Raw genomic sequence first — 25879 nt, forward strand, 5'->3', positions numbered from 1 at the left:
CGCACACCAGTGCGTGCGCAGTGCGTCGAAAAAAAACGGCATGCTGCCAGGCGTGGCGCCGAGGCGATGCGCGCCAAGAACAGGTTCTTGGCCCGATTATCCGGTGGTAAGCTGTCAAGGTTGTCATCCTCACCCTGAAGGATTGTCATGAAACCGCTGTTTTCCTCCGAAGAAGAAGCGAACGCGGCATCCGAGGCGCCGACGGCATCCGCGCCGCCGCAATTCCCGGCGCTTGCCGCCACGCCGGACGCGCCGCCGGCACTGGCTCCGGAAGCGGGCGCGGCCCCGCCGGTGCGGGTCGACGTCGCCGGTATCGACGACAAGGCCATCGAGGCGCTCGGCGGCGCCAGCGGCGCGCGCGTGGCGACGGTCTCGGCCAGGCTGCTCGGCACCGTGCGCGCGTCGGATGCGGATGTGTTCGGCACGCAGCTGAACGAACTCATTGCCACCGCCAAGGGCCTCGACCCGGCCAGGCTGCGTCCTGGCGGCCTGCTCTCGCGCGTGACCGGCATGTTCGGTTCGGTCAAGGAAAAGATGCTGTCGCAGTACCAGGCGGTCGCATCGCGCATGGATACGCTGGTCGCGGAGATGACGCGCCATGCCGACGTGCAGCGGGGGCGCATCCACGATTTCGACGAGATGTACAAGGGCCTGGAAATCTATTACCAGGGGCTCGATGCCGACGTCAAGAAGGGCGCGGCCTGGGCCGAACAGCTTCGGCAAGCGCTCGCGCAGCAAGCCGCGCCGGCGAACGCCTTCGAGGCGCAGCAGGCCACCGAGCTCAAGCGCCGTCTCGAGCGTCTCGAAAAACGCGTCGACGACCTGCGCCGGGCCATGCTGATGGCCACCCAGATGGTGCCGCAAATCCGCCTCTCGCAAGACAATGCCCGGGCGCTGACGGACACCTTCACGGATATCGTCAACGTCTCGATCCCGGCCTGGCGCAACGTGTTCTCGCTCTACCTGCTGCAACTGGAAGCCAAGCAGAGCGCGGCGGTGGCCAACGCGGCCTACGATGCCACCGACGCGGCCTTCCGCACCCAGGCCGACATGCTGCTGGAAAATACCGAGACGGTGGCCCGCGCCAAGCAGCGTTCCCTGGTCAGCCTGGAAACGGCCCAGCATGTCCAGACGCAACTGATGACCGCGTTCGACAAGATCGAGGAGATCTCGCAGGAAGGCCAGCAGCGCCGCAAGCAAGAGCTGCCGAAACTGCAGGAACTCGAGCGCGAGCTCATTGCGCGCTTCTCTCCAGGCGCGTCGCCGGCCGCGTCGTAAAATACCATTCTCACGCTAAAGGAAACGCCATGTCGACGATGCTCGAAACCGGCCATCGCATCAACCTCGAAAAAACCGCGCCGGGCTTGAAGCGCGTGCGTATCGGACTCGGCTGGAAGGTCAACGCGGCCGCAGGCCAGGCGTTCGACCTCGACTCGTCGGTATTCCTGTGCAGGAAAGATGCGGGCGACCAACCGGTCATGCTCAGCAACGCCCACTTCGTCTACTACAACCACACGACCTCCCCGGATGGCGCGGTCGTGCACTCCGGCGACAACCGCACGGGCGACAAGGATGGCGACGACGAGGTCATCACCGTCGACCTGGCCAGGGTCGACCCGGCCGTCGTGGAAATGCCGATCGTGGTCACCATCCACGAAGCCGAAGCACGCAAGCAAACCTTCGGCCGCGTCAACGACGCCTACGTCAAGGTGTACAACGACGACACCGGCGAGGTGATCGCCGAATACGACCTGGACGAAGACTACGCGGACAAGACCGCGCTGCAGTTCGGTTCGCTGTACCGCAAGGATGGCGAATGGCGCTTCCAGGCCGTGGGCGCCGGCTTCAAGCTGAACCTGGCGACCTTCATCCGCAAGCTCGGCGGCACCGTCTGAGAACGCCCTCGCGCTCGCGTCGTGCAGCCTTGCCCGAATCGAAGCGCATGGCCTTTCCCGCCGAGTGACCGATGACAGACCAGACGCCCAGGGCCTTCGACTTCGGCACGGAGCCGGCGCCCGCCGGCCCTGCGGCGCTGCCACGGGCCTTCGACTTCAGCGACCTGCCGGCAGCGCCGGCAGCGCCAGGCACGGCGGCGACAGCCGTGCCCGGCGCGCTGTTCGACAGCGAAGACCATCCGGCCGTGCGCGACGCACTGGCGACGGCCAGGGCCGATTACCCGGCACTGTTCGAGCATGCGCAGGGGCGCCTGGGCACCTTGTTCCGCCGCATCCTGCCGGTCAGGCTGGCGCTGGTGACGGAGTGGGCGGAACAAGCCTTGATGGAGCAGGCCGCGCTGCTCCAGCCCATGACCGGGCTGGTATTGAAATTCACGCAAATGGCCGTGCCCGCGCTGCTCGACGACGCGCTCGAAAGCACCAGGGCGCCGGCAGGCATGTTCGGCAAGCTGTTCCGGCGAGCGCCATCGCCCGCCCGTTACCAGCCGGCGCTGGCTTCGGCCCGTGCGCAGCTCCTGCAGCTCATGGCCGAGAGCGAGGCCGCCACCCGCAAGCTGGACGCGTCGGCGCAGAACCTGGCCCTGCATGCGGCCGTGCTGGCCGTCGTGGCGAAGATCGCCGGCGGCGCCGCGGACGCGGTCTTGCTCGACGCGCTCGCGCAGCGCCGCATGCTGATCCAGCAGGCGGTGCGCCAGGCGGAGCTATCGCTGCTGCAACTGGGGCAGGTGCGTGCGCAAGCCGCGGACCTGGTCGGTCAGGTGTCGTCCTTCCTGACGGTCACCCTGCCGGCGCTCGGGATGGCGCAGGCGCAGGGCAAGGATTGACGCGGCGCTTGTCGGGAAAGGACGTGCGCAAGCCGGCAAACGCTCAATGGCCGTAGAGCGACAGGTTATCGAAATAATACGTGTGCCCGGTCAGGGTATCGGGGTTCGGCAGCAACACCAGCCGGTTGACCGCGGTATCGGCGGTGCCGCCGTCGATCCTGTCATTGAGCAGGAATTTCAAACGCTGCCAGCCGTTTTGCACCGAGGTGGTGGCGATGTATTTCGAATGGCGTCCGAGCGGGAAATTGCTCGCCGTTGCCACGTTCGCGTTTTCGAGCTGGAGCAGCATCGGCGTGCCGACGGGAGCGTTGCTGTAGACGTCCATATAGAAAGCCTTGTCGCCGCGCACATAGAAAGAGGCATCGGGCACGAGCGTCGTCGACATGGTGATCAGGTCATACGCGGTGGCTGCGCTGCGCACGTATTTCGCCACCGTCGGCGAACCATTGACGGCGTTCGGGCCGGGATTCGCGCTCGACTGGTTGAGCTGGCCGGTGACGGTCGTATAGCCGAGGTTACGGTTGCCTTCGTAGTCGTCCAGGATGGCGGTGCGGACCAGTTGCGGCGACACGAAGACCGGCACGCGCTTGTTGAACGTGCCGCAGCTGTTGGTAATGGCAACCGATACCGGACCGCCGCTGCTGCCCCAGTTGACCGTCAGCGATTTGGCAGTGGACGTCTGGCCGGTGGGCGAAGTCCACGCATAGCTCGATCCGCTGCCCGCTTCATCGACGATGCTGTAGGTGGCTGCCGTATTCGGTTCGACGATGTGGGGACCGCTCAGCGAGGGCTGGGGGTTGGCGTACACGCGCACATAGTCGACCTGCAGGGTTTGCGGCAGCGCGGCATCGTCGACCTTGCCGCCAAGATCGCCCCCGACCGCCAGGTTCAGGATCAGGTAGTAAGGATAGTTTTCGAACGTCCAGTCCGCTGGATTGGCCATGTCGGACGGGACTTTGGTTGCGTACAGCAGGTCGTCGATGTACCAGCTGATCTTGTAAGGGGTCCAGACGACCGAGTACACATGGAACGCGTCCGCCCAGCTGTCGGGCTGCTTGTAGATGCTACTGGTAAGGAACTGGTGGTTTGCATTCGACGAACCGTAGTGAATGGTTCCCAAGGCAAACATGTGCTTCTGGCCGGTCGACTCCTGGATATCGATTTCGCCGCTGGCAGGCCAGGCCACGGTGGTATTGGCCGGCAGCGCCCAGAAAGCCGGCCACATGCCGCCCCCTGTCGGGATTTTCATGCGCGCTTCAAAACGCCCGTGTGTCCACTGGCCGCCGGCCGGCATGTTCAGCGTCCTGAGACGGGCCGATGTATAGGCCTTCGCCCCGACCCGCTGTTTCCTGGCAGTGATCGACAGGATGCCATTGGCAACCGTGGCGTTGGCGCTCTGGTAGGACTGGAGTTCATTGTTGCCCCAGCCGCAGATGCCATAGCTGCAGCCGTCCCCGGTCTGGAACTGCCATTTGCTGGTATCGACGGTGTTGCCGTTGAACTCATCGGCAAACACGGGGGCCGTACTCGGGCATTGCTGCGCATGGACAGCAGGAGCGGCCAGGAATGCGCCGGCAAGCAGGAGCGCACGTATCGAGGGATACAGGGAAAGATCGGTTTTTTTCATGTGCAATATCTCCGTGAATTCTTATCGTTAGTGTCTTGCAAGCGCTTCAACCGAGCTGCGGCCATCGGGATTGGAAACGATTCCAAAACTGCTCATGAGTGTGGGCTTATTTCAGGACGGTGTCAACCAGGGGCAGAAAAGAGCGGGAGAGAGGCCGCGACGGGACTTGCTTGTCATCGGGACCGTGGCGAAGTCCATCGGCTTGCTGCAAGCGCAATGCGCAATGTGAGTTGCGAAGACGGGTATTTCAGCGGCGGCGCAATAGATGACTGAAATACCAATATTTCCGGCGTGTTAATCCCTTGTTGGCGCAATCCTTGAATTGGATGGATGGGGCCGGGCGCGGCCCCTTTATTTTCCGCTGCCGTCGGGGTGCACTATCCATTCAATGCCATCGCCAGTGACGTGCCTCTACAACGCGGCACGTGGCACGCCGACAAAACGAATAGTTTCTTACCAGCTAGTTTATACTCGCTGCATTGAGTATCCATTGGATCTTAGCGGGGCAACGAAAAATTTGTCGACCCGTCCATTTTATTGCAGCCTGTTCGTTTCAGGCGACGGAAACATCGACATCGTGCGCATCAAGTCACTCAAGCTTTCGATTATCCTGCAATTCGTCGCTATTATCGCGCCGTTTGCGCTTGTTCTTCTTTATCAGGTCCTGTTTGACCTGAGGCGCATCGATGCGGTCCGTTTCGAGCAAGGCACTGCTGCGCTGGCGCGCGAGGCCCGGGATAACTATAAACAGTTTCTCAATCGTGTAGCAGATGCGGTCGATACAGGCAGCTTGAGTGGCAGTGCGCTGAAGCCGCTTGCACAGGTAAGGCAAGGCCTCGGTGAGCTGAGGGTGCTGGAATTACACCATGACGGTAGCGCTCCCGAAATAGATGCGGCTTTGTCGAAGCTGAGCGAATTATTGCCTCAGGTACGACGTGACCTGGCGGTCGATGCATTGCGTCCCCACCTGCCCCTGATACAGAACATCAATGTCAAACTCGCGGTCCTGGCCGAGGAAATCGAACAGCGCTCGATACGGGGAAATCGCGCATTCGCAAAGGCGACGGAACGTCAGGTAACGCTGATGCTGACGACGCTGGGACTGACCCTGGCCATTGCCGCATTTTTCATTCTAAAGCTGATCAAGGGATTGACGCGTCCATTGGGATATGCGATCGAGCTGGCCAAGAATATCTCCGAAGGAAATTTGCAAGGGCCGGCATCGATCTATCCCCGCGGCGACCTGGAAGGTTTGCTTGGTTCAATTGATGGGATGCGGATTGCATTGCAAAAACTTTTCCTCGATCTCGAGAACAAGGAGGTTCGTCTTGCCAATGCACAGCGTATCGCTGGAATAGGGGACTGGGAAATTAACCTTGCCACTGGCGCAGTCATCTGGTCCAAGGAATTTTATGCCATCGTCGGGTACCCGATCAGCCAGGCAGCGTCACCCTCCGGCATCCCGCTCGAGCAGGTGCACCCCGACGAACGCGACATGGTCGAACAGGCGCTTGCCGACGCGCGGCGGTTCGGCACCAATATCGATATGGACTTTCGCATGGTAGTGCATTCCGGGGCGGTGCGTTACGTGCACGTGCAGTCGGAAGTATCGATGCTGGACGAGGTGCCGGTAACGATAACGGGAACGCTGCAAGATGTGACTTACAGAAAAATGTCAGAAGAGAAGCTGCGCTACCTTGCGATGCACGACGGCTTGACCGGATTGTCGAATCGATTAATGTTTAAGGGCCAGCTTGACCGGGGAATCGAGATTGCACGCCGCGCGGATGGGGCGCTGGCGGTGCTGTTCCTGGATCTGGATCATTTTAAGCACATCAACGATTCCCTGGGCCACCACATGGGCGACGAGCTGCTGAAACAGGTCGCTCATCGCATCGTCGCAACGTTGCGGAAAAGTGATTTCATCTACAGCGAGGAATCAAACCTGCTCGAGAGCGTGGTCAGCCGCCTGGGTGGGGACGAATTCACGGTGCTGTTGAGCATGGTGAAATCGGATCAGGCTGCCGCCCAGGTGGCGCAACGTATCATCGGAGACTTGAACGCGCCTTTCTTAATCGCGGAAAACCAGTTATTTGTTTCAACCAGTATTGGTATTTCCATGTTTCCGCGCGACGGAGACGACGGCGTCTCGCTGCTCAAGAACGCCGATTCGGCCATGTATTTTGCCAAGAAGGAAGGCCGCAATAATTATCAGTTCTTCACCGAGTCGATGAATAACAAGGCCCTCAGCCTGTTACATATGGAGAGCGACCTGCACAAGGCTTTGATCAACGGCGAATTCGTCCTGTATTACCAGCCTAAAGTCTATATTGCCACGCGCAAGATTTACGGCGTGGAAGCGCTGATCCGCTGGAACCATCCGGAAAAAGGGATGATTTCGCCCAGCGATTTCATCCCCCTCGCAGAGGCCCGCGGGTTAATTGTCGCGATCGGCGAATGGGTGGTGAATACGGCATGCCGGCAGGCAGCTGCCTGGCACCAGGCCGGATACGGCAAGCTGTCGGTCGCGATTAATCTCGCTGCGCCAAGCTTCAAGAGTTCCAGTCTGAGCAAGGTCATCGCCAAGGCATTCGCAGAGACGGGTATCGATCCGAAAATGCTCGAGCTGGAGGTGACGGAAAGCGTCATGATGGGCGGTCTCGATACCGTCCTGCCGACCTTGCATACCCTGAAAAGCCTGGGGTTGACGCTTGCCATCGACGACTTCGGCACCGGGTATTCATCGCTGAGTTATCTCGGGCTATTCCCTCTCGACACCTTGAAGATCGACCGCTCGTTCGTGAGCAATCTCGATCAGGTGGAAGGGGCGGCGATTGTCCGGGCAATCATTGCCTTGAGCACTAGCTTGAAATTGGGCGTGATCGCCGAAGGCGTGGAGACGGAAGCGGAAGCCGAGTTCCTGCGCGCCCATGGGTGCGAGCGCATGCAGGGTTTTCTGTTCAGCCGGCCGGTGCCTGCGCAAGCCATGACCGAACTTCTGGAATTGCACTACCTTGAACTGTCCGGCTTGCCATTGGTCATCGGCTGAAGCGCTGTCGGACGACCGCTCAGGAAGCGCGGCAGGCGCGGCACGCGGCCGCCCTCCCGATCAATACTTCTTGACCACCCGCAGTCCCGGCGGAATGCTCGACACGTAGCCGATCGCACCGGGCGTGCTTTTGACCGCCGAGATGACTTCGGCGTCGTTGTTTTTCAGCTCGGGTGCATTCATGCCTTCGCGGAAGCCTTTCTTTGTCCACACGTTCGCGTATTTGACCGGGCTGATCTTCACCACACGTTCCAGGAAATCCTTTTGCGCGGAAGCGTTGTCCATGAGGATCAGTTTCACATTGCCGGCAATCTGTTTGTCGCCGATGAACACGTCGCGGATATCTTCCGCCGCGATCGTTACACCTGGATGGACGATCACGAAGAGGTCTGCTGCCAGTGCCGTGGGTGACATGTACGTCAGCAGGCAAGCACCGGATATGAGAAGTAATTGGCGCATATACGTGGCGCCCCTTAAAAGCGAATGGCGAATTGCAAGCGCGCCTCGTTGGACGTGAACGGCATCAGATCCGTCATGATCTCGGTGCCGTGCGCGAATTCGAACTTGAACGCGGTCTGCGGATTGACGGCATAGCGCACTCCGGTAACCATGCGCCGGTAGGATCGTCCACTGTGCTGTGCTGCAAAGTAGCGATCGGATTGGTTCAGAGCAGCTTTCTCCCATCGAACGTAGGGTGTCCACTGATTGCCGAACGTATAGCCGACCTGGGCAAACCCGGACCAGCTGACATGCGGTCCCGTCTTGCCGGACCGGTCCGAGTTGCGGAAGCGGTAGTACTCTGTAATGATTTCCCAATCTTCCCGGTCGAGCGCGGCGTAGGCGCCGCCCATTTTCATGCTGGTCGTGCCGGGCATGCCGCCCGTGTCGTCCGCGCTGACTTGCTGGACGAGCGCATGGGCGCCGATCGTCAAGCCTTCCAGCGCGTTGGCGAATGCATAGCGCACGTTAGCGCCGACCATTTTGTTGGCATTGTCGTCCTGGTCGGGATTGAAATCGAGGGTCCCATCCACAATCTTGTTGCCATTGGCAACATACACGTCATAACCAAGCTTGCCTGCACCTGCAGGGACGAGGCCCGATGCCATCATACCAACCGCGTGCGCCGGTAAGATGCCGCCTTTATCCTCGAATTCCACGAAGCGCGGCCGGGTCGCCGCGGTCTGGATCTGCAGGCCGTGGTGGAATGCTGTATTCCAGCTGCCGAAAGGAGTGTGGAAGCGTCCGCCCCACACGGTCAACGCATCGCTGAATGTATAGCCGAACTGCAGTCGTTCGAGGTCGGTCGCCAGTCCACCGCCGTGAGCGCCGTATTCGAATACCAGTTCGATGATGGACTTGCCCCGCTCGCCCAGCGATGGCGTCAGGTAGATGTCAAGGTTGCCAAGCGCGAAACCGCCCGGACTACCATCGCGGTTCTTCGACTTGCGCACGTAGCCGACGTCGGCAAAGCCGTGCAGCGGCGCGCCCAGCTCGCGGCGGGGCAACACGCGCTGCGCTGCCGTATCAGCGTCGAGCTCGTCAGGTTTCAAGCTCGCCGCGACGCTGCGCTCTGCGTCCGGCACCGGCACCGGCACCGGCACCGGCACCGGCACCGGCGCGGGCATGCGGCTCGCGTCCGTCGACTCGATTTTTTCGAGACGGGCCGACAGCTTTTCGATCAGTGCCATGCTGGCGGCGAGTTTTTGCTCGAGCTGTGCGATGCGCTGTGCTTCTGCCGGGCCTGCCAACGCGTGGCCAGGGAGCAGGCCGGCGATGGCGAGCATCGTCACGCAGGCGCTGAAACGAAGCGGGTGTCTTGTCAAGGTCATTATTGGGCGTTTACATGGCTGGGGTTCAGGGTCAGGCTGCAAACGGATGCAAGCTGGCCTTTCGCCACACGATAAAATTTAGTTTCCAAATGGAAATCATACCAATTGTCGCTCCATGTGGTAAGGGACAGCTTGGAATTCGTGCCGAAAATCGACCCCGTTGACAACAGGTTCACCAACCCGGCTTCGCGCCGGCGGGCTGGGATCCTGCGTTGGCCGAGTAAAGAGCACCTGACAAAACCTTCAGAGCAAAGCGCGGCGGCGAAGACAATACGATTGAAAAGCCCGGACATGGAGACGTGCTGTTAAAATTTGCAACCGTCTTGACGTCCCATTTGCAGGAGTAGAGAAATCCTACGTTACTTAGTCACAACGGCTTGGCGCAAGCCAAGGCTAACGATCGCAGTCGTCGTATTGGCGCTGGCAGCCTTGGCCAGCACGCTGACCTACACCGGTTTCCTTGTCGTCGGGGTGTTGGCCGATCATCTCGGCACGGGTCGGGTCATGGCAGGACTGCTGCTTGGCGGTCTTTTTGCAAGATTTCCTTGGATAAGCAAAGGTAAGCTGCGCATTGTCGGTCTATTACCCAAACCTTTCCGTCGACCGCTCATCCTGGGCTTACTCATACTCTGCTCATTGAACTTCCTGTCGCTGGGCGACTACGTGTCCGCGGCATTTACAGGTATCGCTACGGCTTTTCTTCTCACTTACCCCTGGTTGAGGCGAGCCTTGTTCGATCGATTCTTATCGTCCGTCTTCAAATTCGCTGGCAGACGCCCTTTCAAAAGCACCAACGACAGGGTCATCGATGGTGAATTCAGGGAGAAGAAGGAACGAGGGTCGATCGACCAATGACATGAGGGCGTTGACCTTCAAAAAAGACAAAGCCAACCCGCATGGGTTGGCGTTTTTTTTACCTGCCCGGACGCGACAAAGCGTCGCTGCGCAGGCATCGCTCTCATTTGCAGATCCTGAACGACGCGCGATGTACTGAGAGCAGCCGTTCCCATGCGGCCCAGGCTGCCCGCCCGCCCGAGGCGCGCCATCGCCTGTGCCTCGCAGAAACACTGGTAGGACAGGATCGTGGGTACTGGCGTTCGTGATCAGTGATTTGCGTGCTTTCACTTCTCCAGTATTGCAGCTCAGCACTTGTTTTGCGAAACATCAGGAAACAGTTTCTGGTTTTTCCGCATCCGGCCGCATTTATTCGCCAACCTTCGACGTCGGAGGGAAAATATCGGCCTACACTGTTCTCATCGCAGTTGGACCTGCTCACGCGGTATCACTCGCGCTACAGGGGACACAGGCCTAGCCACGGAGTACGGTGGCTTCGCGCCTCCGCGGATATCGGTCGCGCGCAACATCGGGCAATGTCGTTGTTGGATGGGGCGGGGGCATTGAAAATATTTACCAGGAACGCCGCGACCGGGTGAAGCGTTCTAATTCCTGTGGGAACTTGCTCTATAGCAGGCTTGTCCGGATTCGCTTTTCGACTAGGCTCAGTCGATTGAAAAGAGATCGCACCCAGCGTCCGATGCCAGGGGCGATGCAAGACGCAACTTGTCAATTATGAGTGTGCAGGAAGAAAGGGCTGTGCCCAACTATTTTCTGAAACATAGACAATGATTTCCGCTTATCCCACTACCGTTTCGCAGAGCCCCGATTCAGGTGAATTGAGCAAGCTCGTTTTCAACAACAGCGTCGGCTGCGTCAAGATCCTGGACCTCGACGGTAATTTGCTCGCCATGAATGAGGGGGGAAAGCGCGCGCTCGAAGTGGATGATTTCGATAGTATGAAGGGCCGCTGCTGGGCTTCGTTGTGGCCGCAGGATTTAACCGGCACAGTTTGTGAAGCCGTTGAGGTCGCCAAAAAGGGAGGGCATGCACATTTTTTTGGATTTTGTCCGACGGCGAAAGGGACGCCAAAATGGTGGACGGTGGATGTTACTCCGCTTTGCGACGGGTCCGGCCGGTTCGATAGGCTGTTAGCCGTCTCCCACGATGTTAGCGAACTACAAAAGATTCGCTCGAAGCTGGAAGAAATCAATGTTCGGCGTGATCTGTTGATGGAGATTGGTGAAATTGGCGAGTGGAGCCTCGATCTCGCGACGGGCGTCGCCCAATGTTCCGAATCACATGACCGATGTTTTGGTTTTAACGGTCCGGTGAAAGATTGGACCTTCAGCCGTTTCCTCGGCTGCGTTCATCCGAAAGATCGCGTCAGCGTCGAATCGAAGATCCGGCAAGCGATCGCCAACCAGGAAGTGCTACACGATGAATACCGGGTCATCTGGCCCAACGGTATTGTCCACTGGATCGGGTCAATTGGAACAGTTCATGCAACAAACGATGCACCTCGTCGTTGGCTTGGCGTCGTCCAGGATATCACGGCCAGGAAGCGGGCAGAGGCGCTCGACCGCGGGAAAAAAATTGCTTTGGAGAAAATTATCGGCGGTTTTTCCTTGTCCGATATCTTGTCCAGCCTATGCCTTGCAGCGGAAGAGCATTTCGGGGAGCGTGTTTTTTCATGCGTGATGGTGGCCGATGCGGAGGGAAAAACATTGCATCGGATCGCGTCACCCTCGCTGCCAGAATTGTTTTGCTCGGCAGTGAACGAGATCGCGATCAACGATTCAGCGCAAGCCTGCGGCCAAGCTGCCTATCTACGTCAGTCAATCTACATCGATGACATTCAGCAAAGCGCGCTGAACCGGGAACTCAAGGAGTTGGCGGGACGCTGCGGTCTGCGTGCATGCTGGACTATACCGATTATCTCCGCTGCAAATCATTTGCTCGGCACATTTGCGCTTTACTACAAAATGATACCGGTCTCAATCGAAAGCGACCGTAGTGTCGTCGAGGAAATCGTGACCACCATCGGCATGATGATCGACCGCTTTCAGCAGGCCGAACAAAAAGCCCGGATCGACCAGACCTTACGCCAGGCCCAGGCGAGGCTTGAAGCGACACTCAAGACAGTGGAAGTGGCCACCTGGAGCTACGATATCAGGAACGACCGGCTCGACGGGGATAGCAACCTTCGGCGGCTGCTCTCGCTTTCACCCGGCGATACGAACCACGGCTCGCTCGCGTCGTTCCTGCGCGCGGTCCACCCGAATGACTATTTTGCAGTAAAAAAGGTGATCCAGAATGCGGTGGACTATGGCATACCGTACGAAACCCAATATCGGGTGCGCTCCGCGGACGGCACCTACCATACGGTCTTGGCGCGGGGCTACATGGAATCCGAGACCGCGGATCGTCCGCCCAAGATGTGCGGTGTCCTCCTCGATATCACGCGGCAGCAGGAGGCCGAAGAGGGGCTGAGGATCAGTCGGGAGCGTTATTATCAGCTTTTCCGCAGCATGGATCAGGGCGTGTGTGTCGTCGAGATAATATATGACAAGAACTCGGCGCCTTCCGATTGCCGCTATGTAGAAATAAATCCTGCTTTCGAAAAACACACCGGATTGCACGATGTGTGCGGCAAGACGTTTAGCGACGTGGTGCCGGATATTGAAAAATCGTGGACTCAGATTTATGCCGACGTTGCCAGAACCGGCCTGCCGGTTAGATTTGAACATGAATCGGCGGCGATGGGGCGCTGGTACGACGTCCAGGCATACCGGCTGGATGCCGACAGCAAGCTCGTTTCCATTCTCTTTACCGATATCACGAGCCGCAAGACTCACGAGAAAATCATTCTTGGTTACAATTTGAAGCTGGACCGGGAAGCGAATTACGACGCCCTCACCGGACTGCCGAACCGCCGGCTGTTCCAGGACCGGCTCGCACAGGAGATTCTCGCCAGAGAAAGGGACAGGCGCAGCGTTTACCTTTTATTTCTTGACCTTGATCATTTCAAGGAAGTGAATGATCTGCTCGGACACAGCATGGGTGATCTGTTGCTCAAAGAAATCGCTGCGAGGCTGCAGAGTTGCGTACGCGCGAATGACACGGTTGCCAGGCTGGGCGGAGATGAATTCACCATCGTACTCGTCGAGGACGCCGGATCGCATGTCGAACAGGTTGCGCAAAAAATCCTGCGCAGGGTGAGCGAAATATGCACGCTGGGGGCGGAGCATGTAAAGGTCAGCTGCAGCATCGGGATTACTGTTTATCCAAACGACGCAGCCAACCCGGAGGACCTGATTCGCAATGCGGATCAGGCAATGTATCTGTCCAAGACAAACGGACGCAATCAACTTACTTTCTTCGAGCATTCCATGCACGCCAAGGCGATGGAACGGCTGAAAATGATCGGCGAACTGCGCGAGGCGTTGCCGAGAAATGAGATTTCGCTCTACTTCCAGCCCATTGTGGACTTGTATACCGGCAAAATTACAAAGGCAGAGGCGTTAGTGCGCTGGTGTCACCCAAGGGAAGGAATTATTTTTCCTGGTAATTTTATCAGCCTGGCTGAAGAAACCGGCATTATTCACGAGCTTGGGGATTGGGTATTCAGGAACGCACTTGCTTGCGTTAAACGCTGGAAGCAGGAATTCGGTATCGATATCCAGGTCAGCATTAACAAGTCTCCAAAGCAGTTCCTTAAAAAAGGACATACGGAAGAGTGGGCGGAATTGCTCAGGAATAGTGGTGTCGCCGGGAATAACATAGTCGTCGAAATTACCGAAAGTGTCCTTATAAGCAATACCGCCGTGGTGTCGGAAAACTTGCGTCAGTTGCATCAGCTGGGCATGGAAATATCGATCGATGATTTCGGTACCGGCTATTCGTCGATGGGATATTTGAAGCGGCTCGATGCGAATTTCCTCAAAATTGATCAATCTTTTGTAAAAAATATGATGACCCTGCCGACGGATGCCGTGATCGTCGAGACAATCATCCTAATGGGGCACAAGCTTGGCCTGAAAATAATTGCCGAGGGCGTGGAAACCGAACAACAGAGAAAATGGCTTGAATCGAATCATTGCGATTATCTGCAAGGATATCTCTTCTCTGCCGCGCTGGAAGTTGATGATTTCGAAAGATTGTTGAAAGCCGATGCCTGGCCTTGATGCGGCCGTTTCGGGCAAATAAAGCGCATCCCAGACGCTGGAAACGACAACGCCAACCTGCATCGGTTGGCGTTGTTGTTTGATACTGTTCCTGGTGGCCCGAGGCGGAATCGAACCGCCGGTACAAGGATTTTCAACCATGTGGTCGAGCTTGTCGGGCGTTGACGAGTGCACACCAAGGTGTTATCGCGCGGCCATTTGTCCGACCCCGACAGCGTTTTCATATCATGCCAAACTGCATGGGAATACCTTGCTATGGCGTACTGGGCAGTGTGACTAGCAGGCGGCTGGTAGAATATTTTTCACTTGTAGGGAGGACGACAATGAAGCGAATTCGTGCATGGGCAGCGCAGGCGCCGGGCGCAGTGCTGGAAGCTTTCGAGTACGACGCAGGGCCACTGGGAGCCGAGGATGTGGAAGTCCAGGTGGAGCATTGTGGCGTTTGTCATTCAGACTTGTCGATGCTGGACAACGAGTGGGGCATTACCACCTATCCCTTTGTCCCGGGGCATGAGGCGATCGGCCGCGTCGTTGCGCTAGGCGCGGTGGCGCAGACCAAGGGTTTACAGATCGGCCAGCGCGTCGGCGTCGGCTGGAACGTGCGCAGTTGCCTGCACTGCCCAGCCTGCATCCGTGGCGATTTTCAGTTATGCGAGCGGGTCGAGGCAACCATCGTCGGCCACCATGGCGCTTTCGCCGACCGGGTGCGCGCGCACTGGATCTGGAGCGTTCCTATTCCGGACGCGCTCGCCTCCGGTAGTGCTGGACCGCTGTTGTGCGGCGGCATCACCGTGTTCGCGCCGCTGCTGCAGCTTCACGTCTCCCCGACCGCACGCGTGGCAGTGTTCGGCATCGGCGGTCTTGGCCATATGGCACTGATGTTTGCGAATGCCTGGGGCTGCGAAGTCACGGCCTTCACTTCATCGCCGAGCAAAGTGCAGGAAGCGCTGACGTTCGGTGCCCGCCATACCGCGTCGAGCCGTTCGGCGGCCGATATGCAGCGACTGGCCGGCAGTTTCGATTTCATCTTCATCACGGCCAATGCGACACTGGATTGGGATGCCGTGATCGGACTACTGGCACCCGGAGGCCGCCTTCACTTCCTCGGCGCCGTACTGGAGCCGGTACCGGTGCAGGTCATGAGCCTGCTGCTGGGCCAGAAAGCCGTTTCTGCGTCGCCGACCGGCAACCGCGCTCAGATCGACACCATGCTGAGCTTTGCTACGCACCACCACGTGGCGCCCAAGGTCGAGCATTTTCCGATGAGCCGGGTGAATGAGGCAATGGACCACCTGCGCGCTGGCAAGGCGAGCTACCGGATTGTGCTGGATGCCGACTTTGCCGAATGAACCGTAGCGGGTTGCGATGGCAGCAGGAAAGTTTTGCCCGCATCTTGTCTGCCGATAGTCGCCTTCCCCTACCAACAAAAACGCCAACCGTGCAGGTTGGCGTTTTGCATTCATCCATCTGCGTTGCGCTAAAAACGCATGCCGGCGGATTGTGGCAGCAGCAGGCTTGAGGATTGTTCAGCGCGGTCTCCACGACCCACGTCCGAGCGCCGGACTGCAGCACTGGCGTGCGCACCGGCAAGTGCGCTCAGAATCAGCTGGGTCGTCTCCGCCGGCGCATCCCAGTGCGGAAAATGGCCACAGCGATCGAACCAGTGTAGTTGAGCATCCGGGAACAAGGCCAGCGCGCGCTTGGCTTGACGCGGAAAGCAGACCCGGTCACGTCGTCCCCAGCCAATTACGAGCGGGTGCACGATGCTGTTGCGCGGAGCTCCTTGCTGCTCCTCGCCGTAGGCGAGCTGGGCCAGCAGTTCATCGAAAGCCGGCGAGGCCACATAGCTGCACAATTCATCGCTCACGGTGTCCGGCGCCAGCTTGGTCGGCCGGGCAGAAAATTGTGCCAGCAGCAAAGCGCGACCCAGCGGATTGGCGCAGACCGCCGGCAATACCGGGCGCAGCAGCCGCAGCAGCCGGATCGACAGGTAGATCGAGCTGAAGAACGCGTGACGCTCCCATCCCTGCCAGAAACCGCCTGGATTGAGCGCTACCACGCCGCCGACGATCCCACCGCGTCGCGCCAGCTCCAGCGCCAGCCGCGCACCCATCGAGCTGCCGACTGCATCGATGCCGCTCAAGCCATTGGCATGGAGGAAGGCGGCGGTCTCATCGGCCAGGGTGCGGATCGAGGTTTCGCCGGCCAGCTTCGGCGTCTGGCCAAAGCCGGGCAGGTCGACCGCGATGACTTCGCGCCTTGTGGCGAGATCAGCCAGAATTGGATTCCAGCTCTGCCAATGGCCGCCAAGGCCATGAAGCAGCAATACAGGCTTTCCGGTGCCGCGACGAATGTAATGCATGGTCGAACCTCCCCATCGCACGGGTGTGCGTATTCTGCAAGCGTACCGCAGCGGGCATAACGACTGCGTTCGTTAGGAATCCGTGTCCAGAGCAACAACGCTACCTTGGCGCTTTCATGTCGTCCATTCCCTTTCGACGATGGCCAGCCTGGCTCGACAGGCTGGCCTATGTGCGGACCTGCTAGCGCATGCGGGCCAACAGCGTGGTCTTTTGCTTGCGCGCCTGCGAGATATGGTCGAGATCGTGCGGCCGCTGAAGCCGACTCGTTGAGCGGGGACGGAAGGTCCGGAAATGGAGCGGACACAAGGCCTGTGGAATCCAACAACAAAAAACGCCATCCAGTGAAGGTTGGCGTTTCGTGAGGGATGTTCTTGGTGGCCCGGGGCGGAATCGACCCATCGACACAAGGATTTTCAATCTTTGCGCCGCGTCAGCCGCCACACTAGCATTTTGCTGGACCAAGGTGCCCGAACCGCCAGCACGTTTTGCCATGGTGCGATGCCGATACAACACGCCGGCAGACAGCTGGCGCATCGCGCAGCAAGTCTACTGGCTGCTTTCAGTACAGAGAAACGGATGAGACGAGGTCTCTTCTTCCCGCAGCGGTTTCAGCTACGCCCATCCCCTCCTGAGTTCAATCCGACAAGACCGGCGAAAGCGATCCGGTTGTTGGCTGCATCAAGTTTCGCCTTCAGTTTCAGCATGGCTCTGCGGCTCGCTCGCCGCTGGCGGGACCGCGATGATATTTTTTTAAAGGCTAGCAAGGGGGGCAGACGGTCAGGTTACTTCGTGAAGCTGTGCTGGCGCGTAACCGAGATGCTTCGGTAGCCGGCATTGTGGAAGGCAATGCTGGTGCCACATGCACGAACCGCAGGCTTCGTCTTCTTGACGCGCTTGCACAGCGATAGCGGGGACTGCTGCCATGCTGTGCTGTTGACGTTGTCAAAGGGGACAGATTCGGCGAGCGCTTGTTGCAGGAACGTTGACGTTTTGGTGTAAGGCGGTACTGCCTTGGCCAAAGGCACCGCCCTATTTTCACTTGCCACTGCTCACTTCTGATAACGCACATGAAATCAGAGAACAATCGACGGGTCGACAAAGCGCAGATGACGTTGCTTGACCCAGACCCGGGCACCTTGGTTGCCGGCTAATGCAGCAAGTCGGCCACCGCATGGCAAGCGCATCCACGACATGGCGTGCAGATGGTCGCCGGCGTCCCAGAAGTCGCCCGCCAGTACGAGCAGCTCGGCACCACCGGGGTAGTTAAGCTGCACCTGCGCTCCTGGTTCCCAGTACTCAAGCTGGACGGTTTCACGTTCATCTTCGAACAGCGGTGTGACCGCGACGCCGCGGCGCAGCTGATCGCCGATCTTCCCCATCTTGTTCATGTCGACGATGACATGCGTACGGTCCTCGGGTGCGAATTGCCAGAGTTTGACGAAGATGATGCAGCCTTGTGCAGAACCTGGCGTATGCCGGCTGGTAGGGGGATTTCGAATGTAGGAGCCAGGTGGGTAGTCCCCGTGTTCGTCCTGAAACACGCCCTCAAGCACGATGAACTCCTCGCCGCCGCCATGAGTGTGCGCAGTAAATTGACTTCCTGGTGCATAGCGCACGATAGTGGTGGCACGCGCGACTTCAGCGCCGATTCGGTCCAGCATCCGGCGCTGGACCCCGGCTACAGGGGAATCCACCCACGCCATGGACGCACCGTGCAAGACGACGCGCAGCGTGAAATCGGCATTAATATTCATGGGTTGATCCTGTCGTTGTCCTACGATGAATGAATCGATTACGAACCGGTTGATTAAACGCCCGTACCACCCATGCTGGCGCGCTTGGCCATGCGGGCGCGCCAGGCGAGCAGTGCATTGCTGTCGGCCAGAATAGTGATCTCGGCGAAGTCTGCGAACGACAGGCCGACGAACAGCGTAATGTCGGCAACCGAAAAATTCTCACCAGCGGCAAACGGCTGATTGGCCAGCAGACCGTTAAAGTAATACATGCCCGACAGCGCCCGCTCATGCTGCTTCATGCCCCATTCCTTGTTCTGGTAGAGCTCCAGCGCGCCCAGTCCCGGCGTAGCGTGATTGAAATACGCGCCCACTGCGTCCATGACACCTTGCTCCGCGCGACGCTACATCATGTGGATCACGGCCCGTTCCTTGGCAGTCGTGCCGGTCAAAGAGATTCCGTCGAAGGCGTGGTCTATATGTTCGGTGATGGCCGAGCATTCGCTGATGAAGGTGCCATCGTCGAGCTCGAGGACCGGCACGGACGCGCTCGGGTTCTTGCTCACGAACGCGGGGAGGCGATGTTCACCTTTCATAACGTCTACATGCACGAACTGTATCTTGTCAGTGGCCCCTTTTTCAGATAACGCGATTCGAACATAGCCAGATCGGCTTGCTTGAGTATGTCTTCTATGCCGATGCTGGCGCTGGCGATGTAATCTCGCCGCAGCGGTAAGGCTGCCCGAGTGCACCGCGCAATGTGAGCGCTTGATGCTTGGCGTTGGCGGCGCAGGCTTGCGGTGTGCTGCCGAGTTGTTCGAGGATGACTAGGAACGCGATCCCCTATTAATTCTCCCGCCTAATGATTAGGCAGGCGAGTAGAACACGTGGGTCAATTTTCGTTTGGCGTCAACACGCTCCAGCAAAGTCGATTTGGTGGGACGCAAGTTTGCCTCGCTGGGGACGTCAGTGTAATCCGCAACGATGCATGGGGCGCTGTGGAATGAGCGAGAATTTGCAGCGGTGTGGACCGGACCGGACACGAGGACTACGATCCTCAGAAACGACAACGCCCACTTCCATGAGTGAGCGTTGCGTGAACGATGTCCTTGGTGGCCCGGGGCGGAATCGAACCACCGACACAAGGATTTTCAATCCTCTGCTCTACCAACTGAGCTACCAGGCCAAGGCGGCGATTCTAGCATGAAGTCCCAGCTCGTCTATAGTTTTCGAGAAGCGAACCGTCTCGGCGCGTTTGCCGCGTGTGCCGCCGGCGCGTGCCCAGGTCGCCGATGGTCCCGGGCCGCGGCGGGGGAGCATTCATCGGTTCCCGGTAGCGGCCAATCCGGCGCCGGCAGGCACCGCACGCATTCCACAGGTTTTCATTCAACACGACAGCAGGGCAGGCCCGGCGAACAGTGCAGGATATGCACACAGCGCCCAAAATCCAAATTATGTTCACATAATTAGCTCAACAACAATATAAAATTTTTAACAAAATGCCGCAATTCTTTTGTTTCCAAGGATATAGTTATTGATAACCGGATCTGATGCCGGGGAAAGAAACGATGCACCTATCGAAGTACATTTTTCTGAGAGACAAACACATGCCAAGCCCCGTATTCAAGCTGCCCGGCGTCCTTGCCATTGCGGCATTCGCGCTGAGCGGTTCGGTTTTTGCCGCCGGACAGGAATTCCAGACCGTCCATAAGGACAAGGTCACCGGCAGGATCCGCAATGCCACTGCCGCTGAAGCCAAGCAATTGCATGACCTGCACGCCGCCGACCTCGCCGCGCGAAAAGCCGCGCGCCAGGCCGAAGGTGCGCCGGCCACGGGTGTCGTGCGCCTGCAGCAGAACGGCATCGCTGCAGCCCACGTCGATGAAGAATCGATCATGTACTCGGTGATGCGCCGCAACGCGGACGGCAAACTCGAGTTTGATTGCGTCCATGGCAGCCATGCCGCCGAAACCGCCCTGAACAGCCCAGTCAGCACGCATTCCAAGGAGCAACAGCATGAAGTCCAGTAAGCGTCCTAGCCTGACACTGGTGGCTGCGGCCCTGGTCCTGTCATGCACCGCCGCAGGCTACGCCCAGGCGGCTGCGACGGTCGTCATCAACAACCTGAACGCGCCTGGCGTCGGCTTCAACGATCCGACGCCGGTCACGCCTGTCGGCGGCAATACCGGCACGACCCTGGGCCAGCAGCGGCTGATCGCGTTCTCGCACGCCGCCAATATCTGGGGCGCCACGCTGACCTCGTCGGTACCGATCGTCATCAATGCGCAATTCGTTCCCTTGTCCTGCACCGCTACCGGCGCCGTGCTCGGCAGTGCCGGCGCCACCCAGGTGTTCGCCGACTTCCCTGGCGCACCGAAGGCCGGCACCCTCTACTCGTACGCACTGGCCAACAAGCTGTACGGCAGAGAGATTTCGGACAAACCGGGCGGCCAGATCAATGCCCGGTTCAATTCCGAGCTGGGTAAACCGAATTGCCTGGCAGGCAGCTCGTTCTACCTTGGCCTGGACGCCAACGAAGGCAGCAATATCGACTTCGTTGCTACCCTGCTGCACGAAATGGGCCACGGCCTGGGCTTCCAGACCTTCACCAGTGGCCTAACCGGCGCCCGCTTCGCCGGCTACCCATCGGTCTGGGACCACAACCTGCTCGACAACACGACCAACAAATTGTGGACCGAGATGACCAACGCCGAGCGCGCCGCGTCGGCCCTCAAGCCGTCGGGCCTGTCCTGGACCGGTGCGAATGTCACCGCGGCCGTGCCCTCGGTACTGACCGCCATGCCCCAGCTGCGCATCGTCGGTGTCGGCGCCACCTCGCCGGCGGGCGACCTGTACCCGGTCGGCGAAGCCGATTTCGGTCCGAAGCTGGACAAGTCGCCGCTGACCGGCCAGGTTGCCCAGGTCGCCCTGCAGGCGGACAGCCCGGGTTCGGCTTGCACGCCATTCAATGCAGCCAATGCCGCAGCCGTTCGCCGCAACATTGCCCTGGTCAGCCGTGGCAGCTGCGGTTTCGCCGTCAAGGTCAAGAACGCGCAGAACGCCGGCGCGATCGGCGTGATCGTGGCCGACAATGCACCGGGTCCGGTCACGGGCCTGGGCGGTGCCGATCCTTCGATCACGATCCCGGCAGTGCGCGTGACGCAAGCTGACGGCGCGCTCATTGCCGCCAGCCTGACCCAGGCGAATGGCAGCGTGGCCGGCACGGTAGCCAAGTTCGAGCGCTCGAAGACGGCGATCTCGGGCACGGACGCGCAGCGCCGCATCACGATGTTCACGCCGAATCCATTCCAGCCAGGTTCGTCGGTCTCGCACTACAACACGACCGCCACGCGCAACCAGCTGATGGAGCCGTCGATCAGTTCCAACCTGTCGCACTCGGTGACGGCGCCGATCGACCTGACGATGGAATTGTTCAAGGACATCGGCTGGTAATCGTCGTTCATCGAGGCATCGCGCAACGCCGCCTGTTCGCAGGCGGTCGACGAGATGCCCACTTTCCACACCCTGCCAGTGACGAAACTCGCAGGGTGTGTTTGCTTCGGGGGCGCTCATCTGCCTCTCCTGTGCGCGTCCAACCCAGGCCCTGCCGCGCCGGAAATGCGGCTGCAAGCGAGCGGCGACTTCTATGCGTGCGGCGCCACTGCCGTTGTCGCGACCGATGCCAGCCAGGGCCGCAGCCCGTCGATCGCTTCTTCCTTCGACTTCGCTTCGATCTCGATCCAGGGAGCCCCGGCATAGCAGGCCGGCATCGTATCGATCAGGTCGGCATGCTGGCGGTCGTTGAAACCGCTCTTTCCGTTCGAGATATGCACCAGCTGATGGGCGGGTTCGGCCCAGGTCTCGCGGGCTTTGAGGAACATTTCCTGCACGCTTGCATGGTCGTAGCTGGGCAAGTCTTCATGGACGACGTGGTGATGAGCGTCGAACACCATCGGCACGCCGCTGCGCATGCAGATGGCGTGGATCTCGGCGGCGCTATACGCATATTCGTCGTTTTCCAGGCCGAGCCGGCAGCGGATCGCGTCGGGCAGGCTGGCGATGCATTCGACGAGCGCATCGGCCCGGTTCGCCTTGCCGCCGTGGATTTCCAGCAAAGCCCAGGGCGAGCGCGGCTGCGCCAGCAAATCCATGATGTCGGCATGCATTTGCAGGATGGTGATGCTGTTGGCGACGACGCTTGGAGAATCCGAACTGAGCACGACGAACTGGTCCGGATGCATCACGAGCCGGATGCCGGCCTCGAGCGCACGCTTGCCCGTGCGCGCCAGGCTCGTCGCCAGCGTTTGCAGGATCGCCAGCCCTGCGGGCGTGTCGGCGAAGGGGAAGATCGACGAGGGCATGCGGTATAGCGAGATCCCTGCGCGCTCGCAATAGCGCAGGGCATCGTCCAGTGTCTGCAAGTTGTCCCGATAAATGTCTTCCAGCGTCTTGCTTTGTCCCTCGGGCGACTGCGCATGCAGGCGCGTGCGCGTCACCGTCCGGTAGCGGATATCCTTGGAAACAGTAATGCAAACCAGACCCAGATGCGGCATGCGAACCTCGCGAAAGTAACGGACAGGTAAAGGAAAAGTATAGGCCGAAGCGTTTCGTGCCCGGATTCAGTTGACACTTGGAATTGCTGGTCCCGGAAAGCACAAGGCCACCGTCCCCGGTAGTGGCGGGACGGTGGCGGGACGGTGGCGCGTCGGGCGGGCGTGCCGCTGCGTCCGGCGACGCCGCGCGCAGGCTGGCGAGTTACTTCGGCATGATGACCGAATCGATGACGTGGATGACACCGTTGTCGGCGGCGATGTCGGTCTTGACGACCTGCGCCTTGTCGACCATGACCTTGCCGCTCATGGCGCTGACCTTGAATGCGCTGCCTTCGACGGTTTTCACCATGCCCGGCTTGACGTCTGCCGCCATGACCGAGCCCGGCACCACGTGGTAAGTCAGGACCTTGGTCAGCGCTGCCTTGTCCTTCAGCAGCGCGTCGAGCTTGGCTTTTGGAATCTTTGCAAATGCGGCGTCGGTCGGCGCAAACACGGTGAACGGGCCTGGGCCCTTGAGCGTGTCGACCAGGCCCGCTGCCTGCACGGCGGCGATCAGGGTGTTGAAACTGCCGGCCGATTTGGCGGTATCGACGATGTCGGCGGCCTGGGACGAACCGATGGCAAAGGCGAGGGGAAGTGCGAACAAGATTTTTTTCATCTGAGACTCCTGGCAGTAGATGGCCGATTCACGATTGAACCGGGATGAAGCTAATTTAGGTGCGATCGCGCGCTTTGTCTAAGGTTTGTCGCTATATAATTGACCATTGACGGGACAAAATTGGGACATTAGCTATGAATCTACCGCAAAGAACTGATCAAGAACGCATCATGTACCGCAGCGGCGCCGCTGCCCGCCTGGCGGGCTTGCCAGTGGAGACCCTGCGCATCTGGGAACGCCGCTACAGCCTGTCCGACGCCGAGCGCTCCGAGCATGGCCAGCGCCTGTATACGGCCGAGCAGGTGGCGCGGCTGGGCCTATTGAAACAGCTGGTCGACCAGGGCCATGCGATCGGCGTGCTGGCCGGGCTGGCGCGCGAGCAATTGCAGGCCATGCTTGCGGCCGGCGCCGGCGATGCGCGTCTGGGAAGCGGTCCACTGCGCGTGGCGCTGGTCGGGCCGAGCCTGGCGCGCCGGGTGGCGGCCGAGCGCCAGAACCTGGGACTCGAGGTGCGCGCCAGCTGCGGCCGCATGGAGCAGGTGGCCGATCTCAGCATAGCGGGCGCCCAGGTGCTGGTGGTCGAATTGCCCGAAATCGACGACAACGTCCTGCCGCTGCTGGCGGCGGCACGCGAGGCGGCCAACGTGCCGGCCACGGTCGTGCTGTACCGCTTCTGCGCCAGCGCCACCATCCGCGCCTTGCGCGCGCAGGGTTGCCTGGTGGCGCGCATGCCGTCCGACCTGGGAGAACTCTCGCTGCTGTGCCGCTCGGCCCTGGCCGGACAGCGCCTGCCGCTGCAGGATGCGGCAGCCGTGCCGGTTGCGCCGCCCCGTTTCGACGAAGAGGCGCTCGCTTCCATTACCGCCGCCGGCAACCGCCTTGCCTGCGAGTGCCCGCGCCACCTGTCGGATTTGCTGTTGATGGTCGGTAGTTTCGAGCGCTACAGCGCCCAGTGCGCCAACCGCAATCCGCAAGACGCGCGCCTGCATATGCAGCTCGAACTGGCCGCAGGCCAGGCGCGGGTCTTGCTCGAAGGCGCGATGACGGCGCTGGCGATCGCCGAGGGCTTGCCGCTGCCGCCGGCGCGCGAGTGAAGCGCGCCGGGCCGGCTGGCGCTGGCGGCGCGGGCCGCTCCTTGCTATGCTTCGTGCCACCAGCGCCGGTTCGTCCGGCGCACCTGACTATTATGGAGCGCCGACATGGCATCGTTGCAGGACCAATTTCTCAAAGCCGGCCTGGTGAACAAGAACAAGGCAAAACAGCTGCAACAGGACAAGAGCAAGCAAAAGAAGATCGAGCGCCGCACCGGCACCGAGAGCGTCGACGAGGCCAAGCTGGCCGCGGCCGAGCTGCAGCGCAAGAATGCCGAGCGCGCGCGCGAACTCAATGCCCAGCGCGACGCCGCCGCCCGCCAAAAGGCGATCATGGCGCAGATCGTGCAAATGGTGCAGCAAAACCGCCAGAGCAAGGGCAATGGCGACGTCGCCTACAACTTCACTCACGGTTCCAGGATCGAGCGCATCCATGTCTCGAACGCGGTGCAGCAGCACCTGATGGCCGGACGCCTGGTCATCGTGCGCCTGGGCGAGCATACCGAGCTGGTGCCGCGCGTGATTGCCGACAAGATCGAGGAGCGCGATGCCACGCTGGTGGTGCGTGTCAAGAAGAACACGGCGGCGCTCGAGGAAGACGATCCGTACGCGGCCTTCCAGATTCCGGACGATCTGATGTGGTGATCGCTGCCCCAACAGGCGCGATGCAAGGGCCACTGCGCGGTGGCCTTGTCGCTCAATGGTGCAGCGGCGTGCCCGCTGCCGCCTGGCCCGGCGGTTCCGGCTGGAAGGCGCGCTCGGCCGCGGCGGTATCCTGGAAGCTCTGGAACTTGGCCACTTTGCCGTCGCGCATCGTGAACACGTGTACCCAGGGGCTGTCGTAGCTGCGCCCGGTTTGCCGGCACAGCCAGGTCGCCTCGCCGGTGACGACCACTTTGTCGCCTTCGGCAACGACTTCCTTCGGTTCGAAGCGCAAGGTCTCCACCGCGAGGTCCAGGGTCTGGAAGAATCCGGCGATCTCGGCAATGCCGTCGTAGCGGCCGGCGAAAGGCACGTTCTCCACCTCCGGCTCGATCCAGACCGCGTCGTCGTGGCAGCGTTCGAGCAGGTGCGTAATGTCACCGTTGCGGAACATCTGATAGCCTTCCATTACCACCCGCTTGTTTTCCTGTACGTCCATGGCAGCTCTCCTTGGTCAGTCCTTTGAGGGTAGTG

General features: G+C 60.0%; 23 protein-coding genes and 1 tRNA gene. 11 read left to right on the forward strand and 13 right to left on the reverse strand.

The annotated features are described in order from the left end of the window. The first annotated feature begins 147 nt into the window (after nt 1-147). The 3 genes from ACFPOU_RS20615 (at nt 148) to ACFPOU_RS20625 (ending at nt 2779) form a co-directional block, all read left to right on the forward strand. Entirely contained in the window at nt 148-1278 is a 1131-nt protein-coding gene (locus ACFPOU_RS20615; RefSeq protein WP_379725791.1) for a toxic anion resistance protein, read from the forward strand. A gap of 29 nt (nt 1279-1307) precedes the next feature. After that, complete coding sequence (locus ACFPOU_RS20620) at nt 1308-1895, forward strand: TerD family protein (protein ID WP_379725794.1); 588 nt, start codon at nt 1308-1310, stop codon at nt 1893-1895. Between the two features lie 71 nt (nt 1896-1966). Next, a complete protein-coding gene (locus ACFPOU_RS20625) occupies nt 1967-2779 on the forward strand; it encodes a hypothetical protein (protein ID WP_379725797.1) in 813 nt (270 codons plus the stop codon). A 43-nt stretch (nt 2780-2822) separates the two neighbouring features. Here the strand turns inward: ACFPOU_RS20625 and ACFPOU_RS20630 are convergent, their stop codons facing one another. Further along, nucleotides 2823-4406 (reverse strand): family 16 glycosylhydrolase, encoded by a 1584-nt coding sequence (locus ACFPOU_RS20630; protein ID WP_379725800.1) that lies wholly within the window; start codon nt 4404-4406, stop codon nt 2823-2825. A 517-nt stretch (nt 4407-4923) separates the two neighbouring features. Here ACFPOU_RS20630 and ACFPOU_RS20635 point away from each other — a divergent pair. Then, nucleotides 4924-7455 carry an EAL domain-containing protein gene (locus tag ACFPOU_RS20635; RefSeq protein WP_379725803.1) on the forward strand — a complete coding sequence of 844 codons (2532 nt, stop codon included), beginning with the start codon at nt 4924-4926 and terminating at the stop codon, nt 7453-7455. A gap of 60 nt (nt 7456-7515) precedes the next feature. Here the strand turns inward: ACFPOU_RS20635 and ACFPOU_RS20640 are convergent, their stop codons facing one another. From ACFPOU_RS20640 to ACFPOU_RS20650, 3 genes are read right to left on the reverse strand one after another with little or no spacing between them, the layout of a single operon-like run. Continuing rightward, the gene (locus tag ACFPOU_RS20640; RefSeq protein ID WP_379725806.1) at nt 7516-7914 is read right to left on the reverse strand and encodes a hypothetical protein; all 399 of its coding nucleotides are present in this window, start codon (nt 7912-7914) and stop codon (nt 7516-7518) included. A gap of 14 nt (nt 7915-7928) precedes the next feature. Then, nucleotides 7929-9245: a hypothetical protein gene (locus ACFPOU_RS20645; protein ID WP_379725809.1), complete on the reverse strand. Its 1317-nt coding sequence runs from the start codon at nt 9243-9245 to the stop codon at nt 7929-7931. Nucleotides 9246-9283: 38 nt separating this feature from the next. Beyond that, on the reverse strand, nt 9284-9577 hold the full coding sequence (locus ACFPOU_RS20650; RefSeq protein WP_379725812.1) for a hypothetical protein: 294 nt from the start codon (nt 9575-9577) through the stop codon (nt 9284-9286). 136 nt (nt 9578-9713) lie between these two features. Here ACFPOU_RS20650 and ACFPOU_RS20655 point away from each other — a divergent pair, with 136 nt between their 5' ends. The 3 genes from ACFPOU_RS20655 to ahr all read left to right on the forward strand — a co-directional run bounded on the left by ACFPOU_RS20655 (nt 9714) and on the right by ahr (nt 15654). After that, on the forward strand, nt 9714-10139 hold the full coding sequence (locus ACFPOU_RS20655) for a hypothetical protein (RefSeq protein ID WP_379725815.1): 426 nt from the start codon (nt 9714-9716) through the stop codon (nt 10137-10139). Between the two features lie 767 nt (nt 10140-10906). Continuing rightward, entirely contained in the window at nt 10907-14305 is a 3399-nt protein-coding gene (locus tag ACFPOU_RS20660) for an EAL domain-containing protein (protein ID WP_379725818.1), read from the forward strand. A gap of 323 nt (nt 14306-14628) precedes the next feature. Next, the gene (ahr, locus tag ACFPOU_RS20665) at nt 14629-15654 is read left to right on the forward strand and encodes an NADPH-dependent aldehyde reductase Ahr (RefSeq protein ID WP_379725821.1); all 1026 of its coding nucleotides are present in this window, start codon (nt 14629-14631) and stop codon (nt 15652-15654) included. 128 nt (nt 15655-15782) lie between these two features. Here the strand turns inward: ahr and ACFPOU_RS20670 are convergent, their stop codons facing one another. The 6 genes from ACFPOU_RS20670 to ACFPOU_RS20695 all read right to left on the reverse strand — a co-directional run bounded on the left by ACFPOU_RS20670 (nt 15783) and on the right by ACFPOU_RS20695 (nt 19587). After that, entirely contained in the window at nt 15783-16667 is an 885-nt protein-coding gene (locus ACFPOU_RS20670; protein ID WP_379725824.1) for an alpha/beta fold hydrolase, read from the reverse strand. Nucleotides 16668-17450: 783 nt separating this feature from the next. Further along, a complete protein-coding gene (locus tag ACFPOU_RS20675) occupies nt 17451-17714 on the reverse strand; it encodes a hypothetical protein (RefSeq protein ID WP_379725827.1) in 264 nt (87 codons plus the stop codon). A gap of 27 nt (nt 17715-17741) precedes the next feature. Next, nucleotides 17742-18422, reverse strand: coding sequence for a cupin domain-containing protein (locus ACFPOU_RS20680; RefSeq protein ID WP_379725830.1), 681 nt, complete (start codon nt 18420-18422; stop codon nt 17742-17744). A 53-nt stretch (nt 18423-18475) separates the two neighbouring features. Further along, nucleotides 18476-18784, reverse strand: coding sequence for a glutathione binding-like protein (locus ACFPOU_RS20685; RefSeq protein WP_379725833.1), 309 nt, complete (start codon nt 18782-18784; stop codon nt 18476-18478). 21 nt (nt 18785-18805) lie between these two features. Further along, nucleotides 18806-19153 carry a glutathione S-transferase N-terminal domain-containing protein gene (locus ACFPOU_RS20690; RefSeq protein WP_379725836.1) on the reverse strand — a complete coding sequence of 116 codons (348 nt, stop codon included), beginning with the start codon at nt 19151-19153 and terminating at the stop codon, nt 18806-18808. Between the two features lie 358 nt (nt 19154-19511). Then, nucleotides 19512-19587, reverse strand: a tRNA-Phe gene (locus ACFPOU_RS20695). A 382-nt stretch (nt 19588-19969) separates the two neighbouring features. On the opposite strand from ACFPOU_RS20695, the gene ACFPOU_RS20700 reads away from it, so the two are divergent. Both ACFPOU_RS20700 and ACFPOU_RS20705 read left to right on the forward strand, forming a co-directional pair. Next, entirely contained in the window at nt 19970-20431 is a 462-nt protein-coding gene (locus ACFPOU_RS20700; RefSeq protein ID WP_379725839.1) for a post-PEP-CTERM-1 domain-containing protein, read from the forward strand. Continuing rightward, complete coding sequence (locus ACFPOU_RS20705) at nt 20418-21854, forward strand: PA domain-containing protein (RefSeq protein ID WP_379725842.1); 1437 nt, start codon at nt 20418-20420, stop codon at nt 21852-21854. The genes ACFPOU_RS20700 and ACFPOU_RS20705 overlap by 14 nt, the downstream gene beginning before the upstream one ends. Before the next feature lie 191 nt (nt 21855-22045). Here the strand turns inward: ACFPOU_RS20705 and uvsE are convergent, their stop codons facing one another. Both uvsE and ACFPOU_RS20715 read right to left on the reverse strand, forming a co-directional pair. Then, the gene (gene uvsE / locus ACFPOU_RS20710; RefSeq protein ID WP_379725845.1) at nt 22046-22954 is read right to left on the reverse strand and encodes a UV DNA damage repair endonuclease UvsE; all 909 of its coding nucleotides are present in this window, start codon (nt 22952-22954) and stop codon (nt 22046-22048) included. Between the two features lie 202 nt (nt 22955-23156). Next, nucleotides 23157-23612, reverse strand: a complete 456-nt coding sequence (locus tag ACFPOU_RS20715) for a fasciclin domain-containing protein (protein WP_379725847.1) — start codon at nt 23610-23612, stop codon at nt 23157-23159. A gap of 170 nt (nt 23613-23782) precedes the next feature. Here ACFPOU_RS20715 and ACFPOU_RS20720 point away from each other — a divergent pair, with 170 nt between their 5' ends. Together ACFPOU_RS20720 and ACFPOU_RS20725 are read left to right on the forward strand one after the other, a co-directional pair. After that, nucleotides 23783-24706 carry a MerR family transcriptional regulator gene (locus ACFPOU_RS20720; RefSeq protein ID WP_379725850.1) on the forward strand — a complete coding sequence of 308 codons (924 nt, stop codon included), beginning with the start codon at nt 23783-23785 and terminating at the stop codon, nt 24704-24706. A 105-nt stretch (nt 24707-24811) separates the two neighbouring features. Continuing rightward, entirely contained in the window at nt 24812-25348 is a 537-nt protein-coding gene (locus tag ACFPOU_RS20725) for a DUF2058 domain-containing protein (protein WP_379725853.1), read from the forward strand. Nucleotides 25349-25400: 52 nt separating this feature from the next. Here the strand turns inward: ACFPOU_RS20725 and ACFPOU_RS20730 are convergent, their stop codons facing one another. Continuing rightward, a complete protein-coding gene (locus tag ACFPOU_RS20730) occupies nt 25401-25844 on the reverse strand; it encodes a nuclear transport factor 2 family protein (RefSeq protein ID WP_379725855.1) in 444 nt (147 codons plus the stop codon). Nucleotides 25845-25879: the final 35 nt, after the last annotated feature.

Origin of the sequence: Massilia jejuensis, from assembly GCF_042656795.1 — a bacterium.
Taxonomy (GTDB): domain Bacteria; phylum Pseudomonadota; class Gammaproteobacteria; order Burkholderiales; family Burkholderiaceae_D; genus Telluria; species Telluria jejuensis.

Coding starts and splice junctions, on each gene's coding strand:
- ACFPOU_RS20615 (WP_379725791.1), top strand. CDS start 148: ATGAAACCGCTGTTTTCCTCCGAAGAAGAAGCGAACGCGGCATCCGAG.
- ACFPOU_RS20620 (WP_379725794.1), top strand. CDS start 1,308: ATGTCGACGATGCTCGAAACCGGCCATCGCATCAACCTCGAAAAAACC.
- ACFPOU_RS20625 (WP_379725797.1), top strand. CDS start 1,967: ATGACAGACCAGACGCCCAGGGCCTTCGACTTCGGCACGGAGCCGGCG.
- ACFPOU_RS20630 (WP_379725800.1), bottom strand. CDS start 4,406: ATGAAAAAAACCGATCTTTCCCTGTATCCCTCGATACGTGCGCTCCTG.
- ACFPOU_RS20640 (WP_379725806.1), bottom strand. CDS start 7,914: ATGCGCCAATTACTTCTCATATCCGGTGCTTGCCTGCTGACGTACATG.
- ACFPOU_RS20650 (WP_379725812.1), bottom strand. CDS start 9,577: ATGTCCGGGCTTTTCAATCGTATTGTCTTCGCCGCCGCGCTTTGCTCT.
- ACFPOU_RS20660 (WP_379725818.1), top strand. CDS start 10,907: ATGATTTCCGCTTATCCCACTACCGTTTCGCAGAGCCCCGATTCAGGT.
- ahr (WP_379725821.1), top strand. CDS start 14,629: ATGAAGCGAATTCGTGCATGGGCAGCGCAGGCGCCGGGCGCAGTGCTG.
- ACFPOU_RS20670 (WP_379725824.1), bottom strand. CDS start 16,667: ATGCATTACATTCGTCGCGGCACCGGAAAGCCTGTATTGCTGCTTCAT.
- ACFPOU_RS20680 (WP_379725830.1), bottom strand. CDS start 18,422: ATGAATATTAATGCCGATTTCACGCTGCGCGTCGTCTTGCACGGTGCG.
- ACFPOU_RS20685 (WP_379725833.1), bottom strand. CDS start 18,784: ATGGACGCAGTGGGCGCGTATTTCAATCACGCTACGCCGGGACTGGGC.
- ACFPOU_RS20700 (WP_379725839.1), top strand. CDS start 19,970: ATGCACCTATCGAAGTACATTTTTCTGAGAGACAAACACATGCCAAGC.
- ACFPOU_RS20705 (WP_379725842.1), top strand. CDS start 20,418: ATGAAGTCCAGTAAGCGTCCTAGCCTGACACTGGTGGCTGCGGCCCTG.
- uvsE (WP_379725845.1), bottom strand. CDS start 22,954: ATGCCGCATCTGGGTCTGGTTTGCATTACTGTTTCCAAGGATATCCGC.
- ACFPOU_RS20715 (WP_379725847.1), bottom strand. CDS start 23,612: ATGAAAAAAATCTTGTTCGCACTTCCCCTCGCCTTTGCCATCGGTTCG.
- ACFPOU_RS20720 (WP_379725850.1), top strand. CDS start 23,783: ATGTACCGCAGCGGCGCCGCTGCCCGCCTGGCGGGCTTGCCAGTGGAG.
- ACFPOU_RS20725 (WP_379725853.1), top strand. CDS start 24,812: ATGGCATCGTTGCAGGACCAATTTCTCAAAGCCGGCCTGGTGAACAAG.
- ACFPOU_RS20730 (WP_379725855.1), bottom strand. CDS start 25,844: ATGGACGTACAGGAAAACAAGCGGGTGGTAATGGAAGGCTATCAGATG.